We start from the raw sequence: 20,174 nt of genomic DNA, 5'->3' as shown, positions 1-20,174 counted from the left end.
CGGATTTTTTTTGATTATTATTAAAGTTATTTATCGACTTTTATTAATAGTTACAGAAAAAACACTATATTTGATTTATCACTATTCTAGAATAGTGGTAATTTTTCTTTTTCATAGCAATTTTTTCCCATCCTTAAATTCGTTTTTAAGGATGGGTTTTGTTTTTATTAAAACGTATTTAGGGCTTATTATTTTTAATTTACTCTACTACATTTAATATCTTTACCCAATGCAACAATAAATAGCAATTCAAGAATGGATTACTTATTGGAAGTACACGATGTTTCTAAAAAATTTGGCGATTTTACTGCATTGAATAAAGTGTCTATTGCAGTTCCTAAAGGCAGTGTTTTTGGATTATTGGGTCCGAATGGGGCTGGTAAAACAACATTAATAAGAATAATAAACCAGATAACCATGCCAGATCAAGGGCGTGTAATTCTGGATTCTGAATCCTTACAGCCTAAACATATAAAAGATATTGGTTATTTGCCTGAAGAACGTGGGTTATATAAATCTATGAAAGTTGGCGAGCAGGCCCTTTATTTAGCGCAACTTAAGGGTTTGAGTAAACAGGAGGCTAAAAAGCGATTAAAATATTGGTTTGAACGCCTAGAAATAGGAGATTGGTGGAATAAAAAAATTCAAGAACTCTCTAAAGGTATGGCACAAAAAATTCAGTTTGTTGTTACTGTCTTGCATGAGCCAAAATTATTGATATTTGATGAGCCATTTTCAGGATTTGACCCTATAAATGCCAATATTATTAAAGATGAAATAATCAGGCTCAAAGAAAATGGCGCAACAGTAATATTTTCAACCCATCGTATGGAGTCTGTTGAGGAACTTTGTGACCATATAGCTTTGATTCACCAATCAAACAAAATTCTTGATGGTAAATTAATCGATATTAAAAGAGCTTATAAAACCAATACGTTTGAGGTTGGTATTAACCCTTTTCAAGAAACTGGCTTCGAAAATGAACTTATATCGAGATTTAAAACGTCAAAGGCTAGTTACAAGTCTATAGGAGATGAATTAAAGTATAATGTCAAGCTATCTGATGCTGATTCAGCAAACGATTTATTAGACTTTTTAATGACAAAAGGAAGCGTGTGCCATTTTGTTGAACAAGTGCCAAGTGCCAATGATATTTTTATTCAATCTGTAAAGAGTAATTAAACATGAATCATTTACCACTAATTATAAAGCGCGAGTATTTAACTAAAGTTAAGAACAAGTCTTTTATTGTCATGACAATTTTAAGCCCTGTAATTATGATAGCTTTAGTTGCAGTTGTGGCCTATTTGTCTCAAATTAACAATAATGCTAAACGAGAAGTTTCGGTTTTGGATAATTCTGGGTTAATGCAATCTGTACTAGAAAGCACAGATAATATTAATTATTCATTTTTACCAAACATGTCGCTAGAAGAGGCAAAAACTCTTGTTGAGGAGCAAGAAAACTATGGCCTATTATATGTGGAGAATAGTATTGATGTTGATACATTGGCCAACAATATTAAGTTCTATTCCGTAGATTCGCCTTCGCTTACTTTCATAGGAAGCTTGGAAGATAAATTAGGTAACTATTTAACCGACTTAAAATTAGAGCGCTTAAATGTTAATATTGAACAAATACGTAATTCAAGAGTACGTGTAGATATTGTACAAGAAAGTTTTGTTGGTGAAAAGACATCAAAAACAGATAGTATAGTAAAACTTATTTTTGGTGGTGCTGCAGGGTATTTATTGTTTATGTTCATAATTATTTACGGTAATATGATTATGAGAAGTGTTATAGAAGAAAAAACCAGTCGTATTATTGAGGTCATTATCTCTTCTGTAAAACCAGTTCAATTAATGCTGGGTAAAATAATTGGAACATCGTTGGCAGGTATTACTCAATTTGTGATTTGGATTGTTTTAGGTGGTATTCTAATGCTAATAGTGTCAAGTGTTTTTGGCATAGATTTAATGCAATCGCAATTAACACAACAGGAGTTAATTAATCAATCTGCTAACACAGGAGCTGTATCTTTCGAGGCGCAACAGGTTCTGGTGGCATTCTCTAATTTGCCTATTTTAAATTTAATTTTAGCATTCATTTTCTTTTTTATTGGCGGCTATTTACTGTACAGTTCACTTTATGCAGCTATTGGTGCAGCTGTTGATAACGAAACGGACACACAGCAATTTATGTTGCCTATTTTAATGCCATTAATTTTAGCCGTTTATATTGGAATATTTACAGTAATAGAAGATCCTCATGGTATGGTGTCTACTTTGTTTTCGCATATCCCTTTTACATCTCCAGTTGTTATGCTTATGCGCATTCCATTTGGAGTTCCAATTTGGGAGCAATTATTATCTTTAGGAATATTAATTGGAACTTTTGTTTTTACAGTTTGGGTTGCGGCAAAAATCTATCGTGTAGGAATATTAATGTATGGTAAAAAACCAAGCTATAAAGAACTCATTAAATGGATTAAATATTAAGTTTATGAGACAGAATCAATTAGAAGAAATTGAAGAAATTGTAAAAGAGAGTAGTATTTGGGAATCATTTGTGGATTTTCTAGGTACAGTTTTGTACGTAAACGAAGACAAGACCATTAAAATAACAATTGGCCTCGTTTTATTGGTTTTAATTATTTATATAGTTACAACAATTGTTTTGAGTATTGTTAAAAGGTTGTTTTCAAGACGTTTGCCTAAAGATGACAGAGCCAAGTTTCAAACTGTTTTTTCATTTGCACGATGGGTAGTTTACATCGTGGTTTTACTCATTGTTTTTCATTCGGTCGGTATTAACGTAACGGCTATTTTTGCAGCTTCGGCGGCATTATTGATTGGTGTTGGTTTAGCACTGCAAACCCTTTTTCAGGACATCATTTCTGGTGTTTTTATTTTAATAGACCAGAGTTTACATGTTGGCGATATTATTGAAATAGATGGTATGGTTGGTCGAGTAGATGAAATAAAGTTACGCACAACAAGAGCTGTAACAATTGACAATAAAGTTTTGGTAATACCAAACCATTTGTATTTAACGAATAGTTTATATAATTGGACGCAAAATGGCATAACTACTCGCGAAAGTGTTGAGGTTGGTGTAGCTTATGGTAGTGATGTGCAATTGGTTAAAAAGTTGCTTATTCAAGCAGCAAATGCTCAACCAGAGACTTTGAATCATGAAGAAACGATTGTATTATTTACAAATTTTGGAGATAGCTCACTAAATTTTAAAGTAATATTTACCATTAATAATAGTTTTAAGGCGCAATTTCCTAAAAGCAACATCCGTTTTGAAATTGATAGGTTGTTTAGGGAACATAATGTTACCATACCATTCCCACAGAGAGATGTTCATATTTTTGAAAAACCCAGCAAACAATAATTATTAAGTTAATCAAGCAAAGAATGAATACTCAAATATTTAAAGTGATAATCTTATTCACTTTAATGTTTGTGCCAAATAGTACCATAGCCCAACTTACAGATATTGCTCGATTAGAATATTCATTTATCCCGCAAAGTCAATCTGAAGACCAATACACACGCTTTCGCGCCTTATTTAATTACCCGATTGAACTGAAAAAAGGCAGCTATTTTGTTATTGGTGCAGAATACAATCGAGTGCATCTAAAATTAGAAGAACCCTATCCATTCGAAACCGATATCATTGATAAATTTCATATCATAGATTTTTCAATGGCATATACATTTAAAACTCATGATGATTGGCGATTTGGAGTAAAAGTTTATCCTAGAATAGCATCGACATTAACGCAAAGTATTACTTGGAGAGATTTTTTTATAAATGGTGGTATTTACGCTATAAAAGATAGATTGAAAGATGAAAGTTTAAATAATCCATGGCGATTAATTTTAGGTCTAACCTATAATTCAACAGCTGGTGTGCCTTTTCCTCTACCGTTTATTAGTTACTATAGAATACTTAATGAAAAATGGAGTTATACATTAGGTATTCCAAAATCTAATATTAAACTACAACTTAATAGTAAGAGCACATTTCAAACATTTGTGACTTTTGATGGATTTTATGCTCATATTCAAGACGCGATTGTTATTAATGATGAACTAGCCGATCATATTTCGTTATCTGTAGTTGTGGGTGGACTGGGTTATGAGTACAGTTTTACAGATCATTTAGCTGCTTATATATATACAGGGTATACATTCCGTTTAAATAATGTTTTAAGAGCTGAAAATCGCGATGAAATTTATAAATTAGACAACATAAATGCGCCTTATTTAAGAACCGGATTAAAATTTAAAATATAATATGTCCAAAATATTAGTAATTGAAGATGAGGCGGCTATACGCCGTGTATTAGTAAAAATATTATCTGAAGAAAATGACAGTTATCAAGTTGATGAAGCCGAAGATGGCTTGTCTGGAATAGAAAAAATAAAACAAGACGATTTCGATTTGGTTTTATGTGATATTAAAATGCCAAAGATGGATGGTGTTGAAGTTCTGGAAGCTGTCAAAAAAATTAAGCCTGAAATTCCTATTGTTATGATTTCTGGTCATGGCGATTTAGACACAGCTGTTAATACAATGCGTCTGGGTGCGTTTGACTATATATCAAAACCACCAGATTTAAACCGTTTACTTAATACCGTGCGTATTGCATTGGATAGAAAAGAGCTAGTAGTTGAAAATAAAATGCTCAAAAAGAAAGTAAGTAAAAACTACGAGATGATTGGTGAGAGTGATGCAATATCTCATATTAAAGACATGATTGATAAAGTTGCTCAAACAGATGCTCGTGTTTTAATTACTGGGCCAAACGGAACGGGAAAAGAACTTGTCGCGCATTGGTTGCATCAAAAAAGTGAACGTTCAAAAGGGCCATTAATTGAGGTTAACTGCGCTGCTATACCTGCAGAACTTATTGAAAGTGAACTATTCGGCCATGTAAAAGGGGCTTTTACTAGTGCTGTTAAAGACCGAGCAGGTAAATTTGAAGCGGCTAATGGAGGTACTATCTTTTTAGATGAAATAGGCGATATGAGTCTTTCTGCACAAGCTAAAGTGTTGCGAGCTCTTCAAGAAAATAAAATTCAGCGTGTTGGTAATGACAAAGATATCAAAGTTGATGTTCGTGTAATTGCTGCAACTAACAAAAATTTAAAAAAGGAAATAGAAGAGGGACGCTTTAGAGAAGATTTATATCACAGATTGGCTGTTATTCTTATTAAGGTTCCAGCATTAAATGATAGACGCGATGATATTCCGTTACTAATAGAGCACTTTGCCGATAAGATTTCAAAAGAACAAGGTACAGTTAAAAAATCCTTTTCAGCCAAAGCTGTTAAACTCCTTCAAGAATACGATTGGACAGGTAACATTCGCGAATTGCGTAACGTGGTAGAACGCTTAATTATATTAGGTGAAAAAGAGGTTAGTGAAAGCGATGTTAAGATGTTTGCTTCAAAATGAGCTTTAATTAATATTGAGTACATAAAAAAACACCGCTTAAGCGGTGTTTTTTTATAATAAACAATTGACCTTTTCCTGTTGACCAATACAATCATTAGGAATTAGTATATTTATAATTCTAATTAAAATTCACTTTATGAAGGATATTAATATCGAATCGTTTCAAATCAAACAAACCATAAAATTATCTGAAATACCAACAACATTTGATTTACAAGCCAATAAGAAAAAAATTGAGCATGCTCTGGAAGATGTTTGTGAAGATTTGGCAGACATACAAAATACTATGTATGCCCATGGTAAGTATGCGGCATTAATTTGCATTCAAGGTATGGACACAGCTGGTAAAGATAGTTTAATTCGTGAGGTTTTTAAAGAACTCAACGCCAGAGGCGTTGTGGTACATAGTTTTAAGGTTCCTACGGAATTGGAACTTAATCATGATTATTTATGGCGTCATTATATAGCCCTACCTGCTCGAGGCAAATTTGGTGTATTTAACCGTACACATTACGAGAACGTTTTGGTAACGCGTGTGCATCCGCAATATATTCTAGGAGAAAAGCTACCTGATGTCAATAGTTTAGAAGATGTAAATGAGGCATTTTGGGAAAGGCGTTTTGAGCAAATTAATAATTTTGAAAAGCACATAGCCGAAAATGGCACCATAATATTTAAGTTTTTTCTTCATCTGTCTAAAGATGAACAAAAACACAGATTATTACGCCGTTTAGCCAAACCAAACAAAAACTGGAAGTTTTCACCAGGCGATTTAGACGAACGAAAACTATGGGACGACTATCAGTTTTGTTATGAAGAGGCCATTAATAAAACCTCTAAATCTCATGCGCCTTGGTATGCCATTCCAGCCGATGATAAACCAACAGCTAGATACCTTGTAGCCCGTGTTTTGCATGATACTTTAAAGCGTTACACAGATATAGAACCTCCTGAGCTTGAACCAGATGTAAAGGCTAACATAGATTTGTATAAAAAACAACTTGAAAGTGAATAGCTTTTCAGTTAATCGATTTTATACTTTTTTTCACTTTTAGACCACCAATAATATAGTATCTTTCCATTCAAATTATTTTCATGAAAAAACTAGTTCTACTTATTACAATATTATCGTCAGTAATTGTATCTGCTCAAACCGATGCTGAAACCTTAAGAACCATTTACACCACTTCTTTAACCAATGGTAAGAGTTATGAATGGTTAGATTATTTGTCTAATCAGATAGGTGGCAGGCTTTCAGGCTCTTTAAATGCCGAAAAAGCTGTTGAATATACCAAAGAGGAACTGGAAAAGTTAGGATTGGATAAAGTGTGGTTGCAACCTGTAATGGTTCCCAAATGGGTTAGAGGTACTAAAGAATATGCCTTTATTGAGTCTGGTTCAGGATCAACGACCACAGTTAATATTTGCGCTTTAGGAGGATCAATCGCAACGCCTTTTGGTGGTGTAAAAGCACCTGTGATAGAAGTCCAAGATTTTGAAGAATTAAAGAAACTAGGTCGTTTAAATGTTGCTGGAAAAATTGTATTTTTTAACAGACCTATGCAACCCGATTTAATTCAAACTTTTGAAGCTTATGGCGGTTGCGTGAATCAGCGTTATGCTGGTGCCATGGAAGCTGGTAAACTTGGAGCAGTTGGTGTAATTGTACGTTCCATGAATTTACGTTTAGACGATTTGCCACATACCGGAAGTATGAGTTATGGTGATTTGCCAAATTCGCAACGTATACCTTCTGCTGCTATAAGTACAAACGATGCCGAAAAATTGAGTAGTATGTTGGCTTTAGACAAAGACTTAAAGTTCTTTTTTAACCAGACCTGTAAGCAAATGAACGACGTACAATCGTATAACGTTATTGGTGAAATTACTGGAAGCGAGTTTCCTAACGAATATATTATTGTTGGTGGCCATTTAGACTCTTGGGATTTAGGTGATGGTTCTCATGATGATGGTGCAGGTTGTGTGCAATCTATGGATGTATTACGTTTACTAAAAGAAAGTGGTATAAAGCCTAAACGTAGTATTCGCGTTGTGTTGTTTATGAATGAGGAAAATGGACTACGTGGCGCAACAAAATATGCTGAAGTGGCCAAACAAAAAGGTGAAAACCATATTTTTTCGTTAGAAAGTGATGCTGGAGGATTTACACCTCGAGGCTTTAGCTTTGATTGTAGCGATGCTGTTTTTAATAAAATTGAAAGTTGGAGAAGCTTATTTAAGCCCTATTTAATTCATTATTTTGAAAAGGGTGGCAGCGGAGCCGATGTTGGTCCATTAAAAACCGATACCAATGTATGTGCTGGATTACGTCCAGATTCACAACGTTATTTTGACCATCATCATGCTGCTAACGATACGTTTGAACATGTAAATAAACGCGAACTGGAATTAGGCGCAGCAACTATGACAAGTTTAGTGTATTTAATTGATAAGTATGGTATTTCGCCAATTTCGAATAATGAAGAATTAAAAGATTGATAACATGAAAAAAATAATGCTCCTAGTTTTAGTTTGCCTTTCTTTCTATAGTTTTTCTCAAAACCCTTTATTAGATGATAATGCTTGGTATTTACAAAATGTGATAATTAATGGCGAAGATAATTTTCCTCCTGTTAATGAGGAAATTGCGAATATAACATTAGAATTTTTGGATGAACCTTATGAGTTTTATTCAGTGATGTGCAATTATTTGGCTGGGAATATTAGTTTTGATGATAACACATCTACTTTTACTTTTGAAGATTTAGTACAATCTTTGGCGGTTTGCGGGATATCTGAAAACAGTGCCTATGAACAGCAATATTTTAATGTATATATGGGTAATCAGTTTAATCCGTTTACATATGTAATTACAACTGAATCTGATTCTAGTACATTAATAGTTACAGCTGCTAATGGTGATCAAGCTATTTACGGTAGCGCCAGGCTTCATGCTACAGAGTTTCGTATGACAGATTTAAAAACCTATCCTAATCCTATTATTGATGAACTTTTTATAGAAAAACAAAATAATGATAAATTAAATGTTAGCGTTTATGACATTAACGGTCAATTAATACATTCAAAATCTGTTAGCCATGAGCAATCGGTAATTAATGTTTCAGAACTAAAACCTGGTATTTACATTTTTGTTTTTGAAAGTGATAATAATAGAAAAGAGATACGAAAAATAATAAAACAATGAAGACTGTTTTTACTGCCATATTAGTTTTAGCTTTTACTTCTGGTTTTTCACAATCACATGATGATAGATTGCCGTATTACGAAATACCTGAAGCTCCAGAAAGCTTTACAGCAGGAACTGTCGCAGCACGAGCTGTTGATGGATTAGGATTTCGATATTATTGGGCAACAGAAGGATTAAGACAAGCTGATTTGGATTTTAAACCCAATGCCGATGCACGCTCTTCTATGGAGACGATTGAGCATATATATAGACTTTCAAAAATGATAGTTAATTCAACTTTAAAAAAGGACAACAATATAAAAGAGGATAAAGAAGAGTTGAATTTTGAAGAAATGCGCAAAGCCACTTTAATCAACTTTAAAACAGCTGCAGATATTTTAAGAACCAGTGATGATATCAGCCAGTTTAAAATAGTATTTGGAGATCGTGAAATTCCGTTTTGGAACCAAATAAATGGTCCAATAGAAGATGCGGTTTGGCATTGCGGACAAGTGGTTTTGTTGAGGCGTTCATCTGGGAATCCGTTTAACTCTAAAGCGAGTTTATTTAATGGTAAATTAAGAGACTAATGGAAAAAGCACATTTACACCAAATACATCCTGTTTTACCGGTACAAAATGTTTTAGCTGCCTTGTTTTTTTATGTCAATAAGCTAGGTTTTGAAATTGCCTTTGCAGACGATCCTAAAAATCCAACTTATGCTGGAGTACGAAGAGACGATATTGAAATTCATTTGCAGTGGCACGATGCCAAAGAGTGGGAATCTGGAGTAGATAGGCCCATGCTACGGATTGTTACCCATAATATTGAGAGTTTATTTAATGAATATAAATCTAAAGATGTGTTTCACGAAAGTACTGCAGTAAAGGAGACACCTTGGCAAACTAAAGAATTTGCATTTTATGATTTATATAAAAACGGGTTAACTTTTTATAAGGATATCAACTAGAATTTAAGTAAAGCTATTGTGCTTGCTTTTCTTCTTTTTCTTCGCGTTTTAGTTCAAGATATTTCGTAATAAGTCGTATACCTAATCTAGCGAAAAGGATAATAGCAAAAGCCATAACGATACTAAAACCATCCATAATAGTCGTTTGCTACAAAGATACTGGCTTTGTAACATTTAAAAGAAGAATGGTATTGGTTTAACTTATAATTATGACATTACAAATAACTCAACCACCATTTGTCTCTATTATTTGCTTTGTATTTCATGAACATATTGCAGAACGGATATAATATTACAACGACCATAATCGATACTAAATAGGTTACCCATAAATCAAAACCTTTATCAGCAAGATAACCGCTCATAAATCTAGAAGGCGTCATGATTAGTTCTCTCCAATCTTCTCCTAATATGGTCAGACCAATTAAGCCAACAAAATGAATGACGTATAAATGAATGATATAATAGAAAAATGGTACACGTCCTATAACCACTAAAACATGAGTAATAGCATTTTTTACATTTTCTATAGTATATAAGAATAGCATTGAAGGGCCCAGTGTCATTAAGGTGTACAGGAGGGATGGTGGGTATTTAGCCGTATTCATAAACGATAAAAAGGTGTATGTACTATCTTTTTGAACACTCCAAGGAACCAAATCGCCATATACATTTATATAACGTAGAACTATAAATAATGCAATAGAACCAAAGCCTAATATTAGTAGCCATTTTTTTCGGATAGCTACATTAAAATCTTTTTTATAGAAGTTTCCAAAGCAGTACCCTAAAACCATAATCCCGAGCCAAGGTAGAATAGGATAGGCAACAAACATCATAGACTGACCACCATTGAATACGACAAAATTTTGTTGATGTATGAAATACCATAAAATTGCAAGAGGATCGTTGCCCTGCATTGTTATCCCATCTAATAAGTTGTGACCAAATAAGATTAATAAACCTAGGATTAATAATACTTTTTTAGGGAAGTAAATTAGTCCTGACAAAATCATCATACAGGCACCAATAGCCCATATAACCTGAAAGATGTGAAGGCTTAAGTTAATGTCAAAAGTCCATGCAAAATTAACTATGGTTAATTCTGTAAAAACCAACCATAATCCACGAGTAAATAAAAATTTTGACAAGGCTTTTTTTGATGTTTTTTTGGCTCCATATAAAAAAGCAGATGTTCCAGCCAAGAATACAAATACTGGTGCGCAAAAATGGGTAATCCATCGTGTGAAAAATAAACCAGGTGTTGTGGTGTCCATATTAGTGGGATCTAGAAATAAGTATCCTGTATTTGTATAATCCCTAACATGGTCTAGAGCCATAATAATCATAACTAAACCTCTTAAAATGTCTATGGACTCTATTCTTGTTGATTTTACAGTATTCATAGATTTAAAATTGAAAATATATAAATTGTTCACCACTGCCTTGAGATATTATTATTAAGAATAACATAAACGCCCAAAACACACCCAAAATAATGGGGTTGGTTTTTAAAGATACAGCTTTCATAGATGTATTTCGCATAAGCCAATGGCATATAAATAATATTCCAACTACCAGACTTACTTTTAAAATCTCAAATGAGCCTAATATTTTTTCGCCATTAGTCTGCATGTAAAACATAGATTTAATCATATTCCAAGCTGTGTCAAACTCACGTGCCCTAAAAAACACCCATGTAATATTTACACAAGAAAATGTAATGAATGCCAAGAAAATACCATTCCATTTAGTAATCTTAAAAGGTAAATACTGCTTTTGAAGTTTTTCGAGTATGAGATAAGTTCCATGCAAACCACCCCAAACCATAAAGGTCCAGGCAGCACCATGCCAAAGTCCGCCTAGTAACATGGTTAGCATCAAGGCTACATACATTCTGGTAATACCATGTCGGTTTCCACCTAAAGGAATATATAGATAGTCTTTTAGCCAACTTGATAATGAAATGTGCCAACGACTCCATAAATCTGAAAAGCCTAATGAAGCATATGGATATCTAAAGTTATCTGGAAGAATAATGCCAAGCATTAATGCGATACCAATTGCACATGTAGAGTATCCTGCAAAATCAAAAAATATTTGTCCTGAAAATGCCAATGTACCAATCCAAGCATCAACGCCATGCAGTAGTTTATCCGAACCAAAAACATAGTCGGATGTACTGGATAGTAATGTGTCAGCCATCACTACTTTTTGAAATAAGCCAATAGTTAATAAAAAAACACCCCAAAAAAACTGATTGGCTGTTGCTCGTTTCTCTTCATAAAATTGTGTTATTAAATCTTTTGCTCTAACAATTGGACCAGCAACTAATTGTGGGAAGAATGTAACATATAATGCAAAATCTAAAAAGGTTCTAGCTGGTTCAATTTTACCTTTATACATATCAATGGTGTAGGACATGGTTTGGAATGTGTAAAACGAAATTCCCATTGGTAAAATAATATCCATGGGCAAGGCTTCAAATTCAATTCCCATTGTGTTGACTAAAGCAGTAAAATTTTCCAATAGAAAATTACCGTATTTAAAGAATGCCAGAAAGCCAAGGTTTACTACCATGCTTAATAATAGCCACATTTTTCGTTTTCTTTGGTTGTCTTCTATTGCTAATTTTTTGCCAGCAGTCCAATCGACTAAAGTTGAGATCCAAAGCAATATTACTAATGGTGGATTCCATAATCCGTAAAACACATAACTAGCTAGTAACAGCATGCGCTTTTTGTTGGTCCAGTTTAAGAATTTAGAATAGTAAAGCAGTAAAACTATAACTAGAAATACTATAAAGCTTAAGGAGTTAAAAAGCATATCTAGTTAGTTTTAAGTTTAATTGGTATTGTGTTGTCATTCATCATAATCTTTGCAATTTCAGCCGTAAAAAAATCAGCATCCTCACCCGATAAGTGAGACCATTCTGGACAATCCAAATCTTTTAATTGTTTATAGTCTTCAAAATGATAGCCTTTAGCTCCAGATTGTTTTACAAGTTCGTCCCAAAACTCATCTCTACAATAAAAATTCTCTTCTTTTTTACGATAATACCCAGTTGAAGGACATCTTAAAAGCACGAGCTTTCCCCCACGTTCTTGAAATATTTTGGCATCTTTAACAAAAAGTTCCATTACACTGTCTTTACTCATCTCCCTTGGTGGCGTTTCAGGTGTGCTTTTAAAGCTCCAAACATTTTTTATTAATCTAGCAAAAGATGTATCTCTTGCCGTTTTTTCTGTCATTCGTAAATTTCTATCAAGTGAAATGTCTGCAAAGTTTGGAAAAGGAGGGAAGTCATTCCCTTCAATACGATTGCCGAATTGAATACCTTCTAAAAGAAATTGCAATTTAATAGCGTCTACACCATCTGCATCGCTAATAAATGCTAGGCTTTCTTGTAATGGTATTGATAATAAGTGATTTAAACGTTGGGCGTAAGTTCGATTATGAAAATATTCAACTTTATCATTGGCGCTTCTATATGCCCTTTTTTCAGTAGAAGTAGATGAGAAAAACAGTCCTGGTGTTACACCAACAATTATAGTTCCCACAAAATCTGTATGGTTTACCAGATCGTGAAAAACTGGCAACGGCGTTGCTCCTGGATAAGCTAATTGAATGGGTTTTATTCCCGTTTCCTGTTTCCAAACATCCAATTGTATATCAAAATGAATTCGAGAAGAACCAACGATTATAATGTCTGAATCCAATGCTCTTTTAACTCGATTTCTTTGTACGGCAAATAATGCTTCGTTATTATCTAAATCGGGATAGTAACCTTTGGATCGCCAATATATTTCCCAGCCTATGGTTCCTAGAATACAAAGGGTGATTCCAATTATTAAGGATTGTTTTAAGTTCATAGAATTTAATTATTACAAGTCACTACTGTTAACATCTTTTGTTTTATTATTGCAGCCAACCAAGGCAAGGCTAATGGACATTTCGTGATTTAATTGGTTGGAAACACATAATTTTTGAGAGGGGAAAATACACGAAAAGTTATCCCAATTGATTATTGAGATAAATGTGGTAGGAAAATTCTTGAGCTTTAGGGGATGTGAGATTGAGCCTTTTAGCTCAATGAAATTAGTTGGTTTGGTTGTCATAAGTCTTTATTAAAGCTATTAAAAGACTTTAGGGAATTATAAATATAGCAAAAAAAACTTGAGAACCTATTAAAAATAATAAAGCGCGATTATTACAGTCGCGCTTTTTAATTAAATATCTAATACTATTTGATGCTTTATTATATCATCAAAAGTTTCGCGTTCGCGTATTAAATGGGCTTTTTTATTATGCCATAAAATTTCTGCGGGTCTATATCTGGAATTATAATTTGAAGCCATTGAAAAACAATAAGCACCAGCATTTTTAAAAGCTAAAATATCACCTTCAGTAATTTCTGCAATACGTCTATTATTTGCAAAAGTATCTGTTTCACAAATATAGCCTACAACCGAATAAAACCGTTCGCGGCCTTCAGGGTTTGAGATATTAACAATTTCATGTTGTGAACCATATAGCATAGGTCTGATAAGATGATTGAATCCAGAATCTATTTGTGCAAATACGGTAGATGTTGTTTGCTTAACAACATTTACTTTGGTTAAAAAGTAACCAGCTTCGCTCACTAAAAATTTACCAGGTTCAAAGGCTAATGTTTATTCTTTACCATATTCTTTGCAGAAGGCATTGAAGCGTTTTGTTAGTTTTTTACCAAATTCTTCAATGTTGGTTTCAATATCACCTTCTTTGTAGGGCACTTTAAAACCAGAACCAAAATCTATGAATTCTAGGTTTTCAAAATTTTTGGCTGTTTCAAATAAAATTTCACTGGCATATAAAAACACATCAATATCTAAAATATCACTACCAGTATGCATGTGAATACCATTAATGGTCATATTGGTGTTCTTTACAATACGCAAAATATGAGGTATTTGATGAATGGAAATACCAAACTTACTATCAATATGTCCAACAGAGATATTGGTGTTCCCACCAGCCATAACATGAGGGTTGATTCTGATGCAAACAGGTGTGTTTGGATGCTTAGTACCAAATTGCTCTAAAATAGATAAGTTGTCAATGTTTATTTGAACACCTAATTTTGAAGCCATTTCAATTTCTTCAAGTGAAACACCATTAGGTGTATAAATAATGTCTTTAGGATCAAAACCAGCAGTTAGTCCTAATTTAACTTCTTGAATGGAAACGGTATCCAACCCAGAACCCAATGAATTCATCAGTTTTAAAACAGACAAATTAGATAAAGCCTTGACTGCATAATTTATCTTTACCTGTTTCACCTTATTAAATGCCTGTTTTAAACGTTTATATTGTGAAACTATTTTTTCAGAATTATAAACATAAATAGGACTTCCATGGTCCTCGGCAATTTGTAATAAGGTTTTTGAGTTCATTTTTTTTAATTTAAGATCTGCAAAGCTAAAAAGTATTTTGGGATAGCTAATATGAATCTATAGGTATTTATATCAAATTTCGGTCAATTAAAAAGGGTTGGAATACTTCCTTTAAAATTTATTGGTTAAATGTTACAGGATGTTTACTTTTGTGGCACTATAAATTTTACAGATAAATGAATTTACACGAATATCAAGGAAAGGAAATTTTAAGCAGTTTTGGCGTTCGCATTCAGCGTGGTATTGTTGCGCAAAATGCTCAAGAAGCTGTACAGGCTGCAAAACAATTAACCGAAGAAACAGGAACAAGCTGGCATGTCATAAAAGCTCAAGTACATGCTGGTGGCCGTGGAAAAGGTGGAGGTGTTAAATTGGCTAAAAATTTAGAGGAAGTAGAGCAGATTGCAGGTCAAATAATAGGAATGAACCTTGTAACACCTCAAACTTCGGCTGAAGGTAAACGTGTACACCAAGTGTTGATTGCAGAGGATGTGTATTATCCAGGTGAAAGTGAAACAAGCGAGTTTTACATGTCTGTTTTATTAAATCGTGGTACAGGTCGTAACATGATTATGTATTCTACCGAAGGTGGTATGGATATTGAGACAGTAGCTGAAGAAACACCACATTTAATTTTTACTGAAGAAATTGATCCAGCTGTTGGATTAATGCCTTTTCAAGCTAGACGTGTAGCCTTTAACCTTGGTTTATCAGGTATGGCTTTTAAAGAAATGACAAAATTCGTTACAGCGTTATATACTGCTTATGTAAAGTCTGATTCGTCATTATTTGAAATTAATCCTGTTTTAAAAACAAGCGATAATAAAATAATGGCCGTAGATGCTAAAGTTACCATTGATGATAATGCCTTATATAGACATAAAGATTATGCTGAATTACGTGATTTACGTGAGGAAAATCCTGTTGAGGTTGAAGCTAAAGAAGTCGGACTTAACTATGTGGATTTAGATGGTAATGTAGGATGTATGGTAAATGGAGCAGGTTTAGCTATGGCTACTATGGATTTAATTAAGCAAGCAGGTGGTGAGCCAGCAAACTTTTTAGATGTTGGAGGTACCGCAGATGCTGCTAGAGTAGAAGCTGCCTTTAACTTAATTTTGAAAGATCCTAATGTTAAGGCTATTTTGATTAATATTTTTGGTGGTATTGTACGTTGCGACCGTGTGGCTCAAGGTGTGATTGATGCTTATAAAAATATGGGTAATATAAATGTGCCTATTATAGTGCGTTTACAAGGAACCAATGCTGATGTTGCAAAAGAATTAATTGACAACTCTGGGTTGGATGTTATGAGTGCAACAGAATTTCAAGAAGCAGCAGATAAAGTACAGCAAGTTTTATCTTAATAATAAACAAATGGAATAAAAAAAGGCTCTCTATTTTGAGAGCTTTTTTTGTTATAAATGTAAACCACATTCTGTTTTAGGATTGTTGTTCCATCTGCCACTCCTGTCTTCACCAGGTATGGTACAATGCTTACAACCAATAGAGTGGTAGCCATGAGCTACTAATGGGTGAAATGGTAAATTATGCTCCTTTATGTAGGAGTCACGTTCTTGTTTGGAGATATCCAATAAGGGGTAAAACTTAAGAATATCGCCACGTAACTCAAATATATCTAATGTTGCACGATGATCACTTTGCCACTCCATTAAGCCAGAAACCCATACATTATATTGTTTTTTAATAATGTCAAGTGGTCTAACTTTGTTTATTGAACAGCAGAAATCTGGATTTTTTTTCCAGGTTTCGTCTTTTTTTGTGAATTCGTATTCTTCTTTAATGGCACGAATTGATTTTACGTTTAGACCGTAACGTTTTTCTAAAGCTTCCTTATATCGTATAGTTTCATCAAAATGATAACCAGTATCAATAAAAAACACGGTTTGTTCTTTATTGATATCTGATATTAGTTTAAGTAAAAATGCTGAAGTTGCAGCAAATGAACTCGTAAGCATTATGTCGCTTACATCAAAATCTATATACAGTTGTTCAATTCTTTGGCAAGGTGTTAAAGGCTTATACTTTTTATTAAGTAACTGGATTTCTTGTTCTGAAAAATGTGTTTTTGGAGTAGGTATTGGTTGATTGAACATGCAATTAGGATAAATATGTCTTAATTGTGCAATATTAAGAATGAAGCTTGATAAATAAAAAAAATAAACTAGTTATTTTTAGAATTATTTGACTTTCCGTTATGAGGTGAATTTGGTTTGGAGTTGGTGTTAGGTTTCTTCTTTGGTTTAGGGCCTCTTAAATGTATAACGAGCCCATTTAAGAAATTGCGTAATATTTGGTCGCCACATTCTTTATATTTAGGGTGATCTTCTTTTCTAAAAAAGGCACCAAGCTCACTTTTAGAAATTCTAAAGTCTACAAGTTCTAAAATCTTCACAATTTCATCATCTCTTAACTGTAGAGCGACTCTTAATTTTTTAAAAATATCATTATTTGTCATGGGTCACTTTTAAATATGATTTGTCTCATGCTTTTAAGAATTATCGATGAAACGCAAAAACACATTAAAAAGCTGTTTTTCAGTGAATTGAAAAGACTACTTTGAGTAAATGATTAAAAATACCGATAAAAAGCATTAAAATTTTCGACAAGTTACAATTTATAGCGGATTATTTAAAGGTCTATCTCCGTATCTTTATAACAGTAATAATTAATCTATTCCTCACATGATAAACAGGGTTGAAAAATTAAGCCTCCTATCTGAAATGATTTCGTTTGCAAAAACCGAAAGCAATTTAAAGCCTATTGAATATAATTTTCTTTTAGCGATAGCGAAGCAGCTTGATATTTCACGAGAAGATTTTGATTATTTAATAGACCATCCCATAAATTATATCCATTTAGAATCCCATAGCGAACGTATTGTACAGTTTCACAGATTGGTTTTATTAATGAATATAGATAATGAACACACACCAAAAGAAATTGCGAAACTTCATAATTACGGTTTACGAATGGGATTGAGTCAGGAATCCATTAGAAAGGTTTTGTATTTAATGGAGAGCTTTCCAAACAAGATAGTTCCGCCAGATGTGTTAATCGACATTTTTAAGGTACAATATAATTAAACCTTAAGTTTCTCCAGCTTTTGCTGATAAACTTTAATCTCATCTCTAAATTTTGCGGCCTCTAAAAAGTCAAGAGCTTTTGCGGCTACTTCCATAAGTTTGCGTTTTTCTCGAATTTTCTTTTCCAGTTGGCTTTTCGTCAAGTATTCGCTTTCTGGTTCAGCAGCTTTTTGAGCTTCTAACTCATAACTGTAGGTGCTAACCGAATTTTTTGCCAAGGCATTATCTAAACTTTTGTTTAGTGCTTTGGGCTTTATATTGTTTTCTGTGTTATAGGTAATTTGCTTCTGACGTCTGTATTCAGTCTCGTCAATAGTTTTTTGCATGCTTTTGGTAATCTTATCGGCATACATAATGGCTTTGCCATTTAAGTTTCTAGCTGCACGTCCAACAGTTTGGGTAAGCGATCGTGCAGAACGTAAAAATCCTTCTTTATCAGCATCTAAAATAGCAACTAATGATACTTCAGGTAAATCTAAACCTTCACGGAGTAAGTTTACACCGACTAGGACATCAAATAAACCTTTACGTAAGTCTTGCATAATTTCTACGCGTTCAAGAGTATCAACATCACTATGGATGTACCTCACTCGAATTTGAATGCGTGTTAAATACTTTGTCAATTCTTCAGCCATGCGTTTGGTAAGCGTAGTTACCAAAGTGCGCTCGTCTTTTTCAACACGTTGCTGAATTTCTTCAATTAAATCATCTATCTGGTTTAAACTCGGTCTGACTTCTATTTCAGGATCCAATAATCCAGTTGGACGAATAACTTGCTCAACATATACACCATCGGTCTTTTGCAGTTCATAATCGGCTGGAGTAGCACTCACATAAATAACCTGATTTTGTAGGGCCTCAAATTCTTCAAATTTTAAAGGCCTGTTATCCATGGCAGCAGGAAGCCTGAATCCATATTCAACAAGATTTTCCTTACGGCTTCTATCACCTCCATACATAGCGTGAACCTGCGAAATGGTAACGTGACTTTCATCTACTACCATTAAATAATCATCTGGAAAATAATCCAGTAAACAGAATGGTCGCGTTCCTGGCTGTCTTCCATCTAGATACCGCGAGTAGTTTTCAATACCAGAACAATACCCTAATTCGCGAATCATTTCTAAATCAAACTCTGTACGTTCCTTAAGCCGCTTGGCTTCCAAATGTTTGCCAATATCTTTAAAATAATCGTATTGTTTTACCAAATCATCCTGAATGTCTTTAATAGCGTTTTGAAGTACTTCAGGGGAAGTTACAAACATATTGGCTGGATAGATATTAAGCCTGTCATATTTTTCTAAAACTTCATTGGTCTGAACATTAAAAGCCTCAATATCTTCAATTTCATCACCAAAAAAATGAATACGAAATGCATGATCATCATAACTTGGAAAAACATCAACCGTATCACCTTTTATTCTGAAGTTACCATGATTAAATTCGGCTTCGGTTCTGGAATATAGGCTCTGTACCAATTGATGTAGCAGCTTTGTTCGAGAAATAACCTGATCGCGTTCTAATGATATAACGTTCTTTTGAAATTCAACTGGGTTACCAATACCATATAAACATGACACAGATGCTACGACTAACACATCACGACGACCCGAAAGTAGCGATGACGTTGTGCTTAAACGCATTTTTTCAATTTCTTCGTTTATAGAAAGGTCTTTTTCAATGTAAACACCTGAAACTGGAATATATGCTTCAGGTTGGTAATAGTCGTAATACGACACAAAATATTCAACAGCATTATCCGGGAAAAACTGTTTGAATTCTGAATACAACTGTGCAGCCAAAGTTTTGTTGTGAGCTAAAACCAAAGTAGGTTTTTGAACCTCTTGAATAACATTGGCCACCGTAAATGTTTTACCAGAACCGGTAACACCTAATAGGGTTTGGTATTTTTCGTTGGAAGAAATACCACCAACTAGTTGTGAAATAGCCTGTGGTTGGTCTCCCGTAGGTTTGAAATCAGATTGAATTTTGAATCGCATATT

The 20,174-nt window shown here is 33.7% G+C and carries 18 protein-coding genes and 1 pseudogene; 12 read left to right on the top strand and 7 right to left on the bottom strand.

Annotation, left to right across the window (positions count from 1 at the left end; genetic code table 11):
- The first annotated feature begins 255 nt into the window (after window positions 1-255).
- From MTX13_RS02410 to MTX13_RS02365, 10 genes are all read left to right on the top strand, one after another.
- Window positions 256-1,182, top strand: a complete 927-nt coding sequence (locus tag MTX13_RS02410; protein WP_250432822.1) for an ABC transporter ATP-binding protein — start codon at window positions 256-258, stop codon at window positions 1,180-1,182.
- Between the two features lie 2 nt (window positions 1,183-1,184).
- Complete coding sequence (locus MTX13_RS02405) at window positions 1,185-2,498, top strand: ABC transporter permease (RefSeq protein ID WP_250432821.1); 1,314 nt, start codon at window positions 1,185-1,187, stop codon at window positions 2,496-2,498.
- A 4-nt stretch (window positions 2,499-2,502) separates the two neighbouring features.
- Window positions 2,503-3,399 (top strand): mechanosensitive ion channel family protein, encoded by an 897-nt coding sequence (locus tag MTX13_RS02400; RefSeq protein WP_250432820.1) that lies wholly within the window; start codon window positions 2,503-2,505, stop codon window positions 3,397-3,399.
- Between the two features lie 23 nt (window positions 3,400-3,422).
- Window positions 3,423-4,307, top strand: coding sequence for a DUF6268 family outer membrane beta-barrel protein (locus MTX13_RS02395; RefSeq protein WP_250432819.1), 885 nt, complete (start codon window positions 3,423-3,425; stop codon window positions 4,305-4,307).
- A gap of 1 nt (window position 4,308) precedes the next feature.
- Window positions 4,309-5,472, top strand: a complete 1,164-nt coding sequence (locus tag MTX13_RS02390) for a sigma-54-dependent transcriptional regulator (RefSeq protein ID WP_250432818.1) — start codon at window positions 4,309-4,311, stop codon at window positions 5,470-5,472.
- A 136-nt stretch (window positions 5,473-5,608) separates the two neighbouring features.
- Window positions 5,609-6,487, top strand: a complete 879-nt coding sequence (locus MTX13_RS02385) for a PPK2 family polyphosphate kinase (RefSeq protein WP_250432817.1) — start codon at window positions 5,609-5,611, stop codon at window positions 6,485-6,487.
- Between the two features lie 80 nt (window positions 6,488-6,567).
- The gene (locus MTX13_RS02380; RefSeq protein WP_250432816.1) at window positions 6,568-7,971 is read left to right on the top strand and encodes a M20/M25/M40 family metallo-hydrolase; all 1,404 of its coding nucleotides are present in this window, start codon (window positions 6,568-6,570) and stop codon (window positions 7,969-7,971) included.
- Window positions 7,972-7,975: 4 nt separating this feature from the next.
- A complete protein-coding gene (locus MTX13_RS02375; protein WP_250432815.1) occupies window positions 7,976-8,677 on the top strand; it encodes a T9SS type A sorting domain-containing protein in 702 nt (233 codons plus the stop codon).
- The gene (locus tag MTX13_RS02370) at window positions 8,674-9,249 is read left to right on the top strand and encodes a hypothetical protein (protein ID WP_250432814.1); all 576 of its coding nucleotides are present in this window, start codon (window positions 8,674-8,676) and stop codon (window positions 9,247-9,249) included. The genes MTX13_RS02375 and MTX13_RS02370 overlap by 4 nt, the downstream gene beginning before the upstream one ends.
- Complete coding sequence (locus MTX13_RS02365; protein ID WP_250432813.1) at window positions 9,249-9,629, top strand: VOC family protein; 381 nt, start codon at window positions 9,249-9,251, stop codon at window positions 9,627-9,629. The genes MTX13_RS02370 and MTX13_RS02365 overlap by 1 nt, the downstream gene beginning before the upstream one ends.
- 215 nt (window positions 9,630-9,844) lie before the next feature.
- On the opposite strand, the gene MTX13_RS02360 is transcribed toward MTX13_RS02365, so the two are convergent.
- The 4 genes and pseudogenes from MTX13_RS02360 to lysA all read right to left on the bottom strand — a co-directional run bounded on the left by MTX13_RS02360 (window position 9,845) and on the right by lysA (window position 15,064).
- The gene (locus MTX13_RS02360) at window positions 9,845-11,035 is read right to left on the bottom strand and encodes a DUF1624 domain-containing protein (RefSeq protein WP_250432812.1); all 1,191 of its coding nucleotides are present in this window, start codon (window positions 11,033-11,035) and stop codon (window positions 9,845-9,847) included.
- 4 nt (window positions 11,036-11,039) lie between these two features.
- The gene (locus MTX13_RS02355) at window positions 11,040-12,455 is read right to left on the bottom strand and encodes an MBOAT family O-acyltransferase (protein WP_250432811.1); all 1,416 of its coding nucleotides are present in this window, start codon (window positions 12,453-12,455) and stop codon (window positions 11,040-11,042) included.
- A 2-nt stretch (window positions 12,456-12,457) separates the two neighbouring features.
- Entirely contained in the window at window positions 12,458-13,501 is a 1,044-nt protein-coding gene (locus MTX13_RS02350; RefSeq protein WP_250432810.1) for a hypothetical protein, read from the bottom strand.
- A gap of 357 nt (window positions 13,502-13,858) precedes the next feature.
- A pseudogene (lysA, locus tag MTX13_RS02345) lies at window positions 13,859-15,064 on the bottom strand (diaminopimelate decarboxylase).
- A 176-nt stretch (window positions 15,065-15,240) separates the two neighbouring features.
- Here lysA and sucC point away from each other — a divergent pair.
- Entirely contained in the window at window positions 15,241-16,431 is a 1,191-nt protein-coding gene (sucC, locus tag MTX13_RS02340; RefSeq protein ID WP_250432809.1) for an ADP-forming succinate--CoA ligase subunit beta, read from the top strand.
- Window positions 16,432-16,482: 51 nt separating this feature from the next.
- Here the strand turns inward: sucC and MTX13_RS02335 are convergent, their stop codons facing one another.
- Together MTX13_RS02335 and MTX13_RS02330 are read right to left on the bottom strand one after the other, a co-directional pair.
- A complete protein-coding gene (locus MTX13_RS02335) occupies window positions 16,483-17,181 on the bottom strand; it encodes a phosphoadenylyl-sulfate reductase (protein ID WP_250432808.1) in 699 nt (232 codons plus the stop codon).
- A gap of 68 nt (window positions 17,182-17,249) precedes the next feature.
- Window positions 17,250-17,543, bottom strand: coding sequence for a DUF1456 family protein (locus MTX13_RS02330; RefSeq protein WP_250432807.1), 294 nt, complete (start codon window positions 17,541-17,543; stop codon window positions 17,250-17,252).
- Between the two features lie 226 nt (window positions 17,544-17,769).
- Here MTX13_RS02330 and MTX13_RS02325 point away from each other — a divergent pair, with 226 nt between their 5' ends.
- Window positions 17,770-18,171, top strand: a complete 402-nt coding sequence (locus MTX13_RS02325; protein WP_250432806.1) for a TerB family tellurite resistance protein — start codon at window positions 17,770-17,772, stop codon at window positions 18,169-18,171.
- Here MTX13_RS02325 and uvrB read toward each other — a convergent pair.
- Window positions 18,168-20,171 carry an excinuclease ABC subunit UvrB gene (gene uvrB, locus MTX13_RS02320; RefSeq protein ID WP_250432805.1) on the bottom strand — a complete coding sequence of 668 codons (2,004 nt, stop codon included), beginning with the start codon at window positions 20,169-20,171 and terminating at the stop codon, window positions 18,168-18,170. The two genes, MTX13_RS02325 and uvrB, sit on opposite strands and share 4 nt — an antisense overlap.
- Between the last annotated feature and the right edge of the window lie 3 nt (window positions 20,172-20,174).

Source organism: Hanstruepera flava, from assembly GCF_023634025.1.
Taxonomy (GTDB): domain Bacteria; phylum Bacteroidota; class Bacteroidia; order Flavobacteriales; family Flavobacteriaceae; genus Hanstruepera; species Hanstruepera flava.
This window is presented reverse-complemented; position numbering and strand designations above follow the sequence as displayed.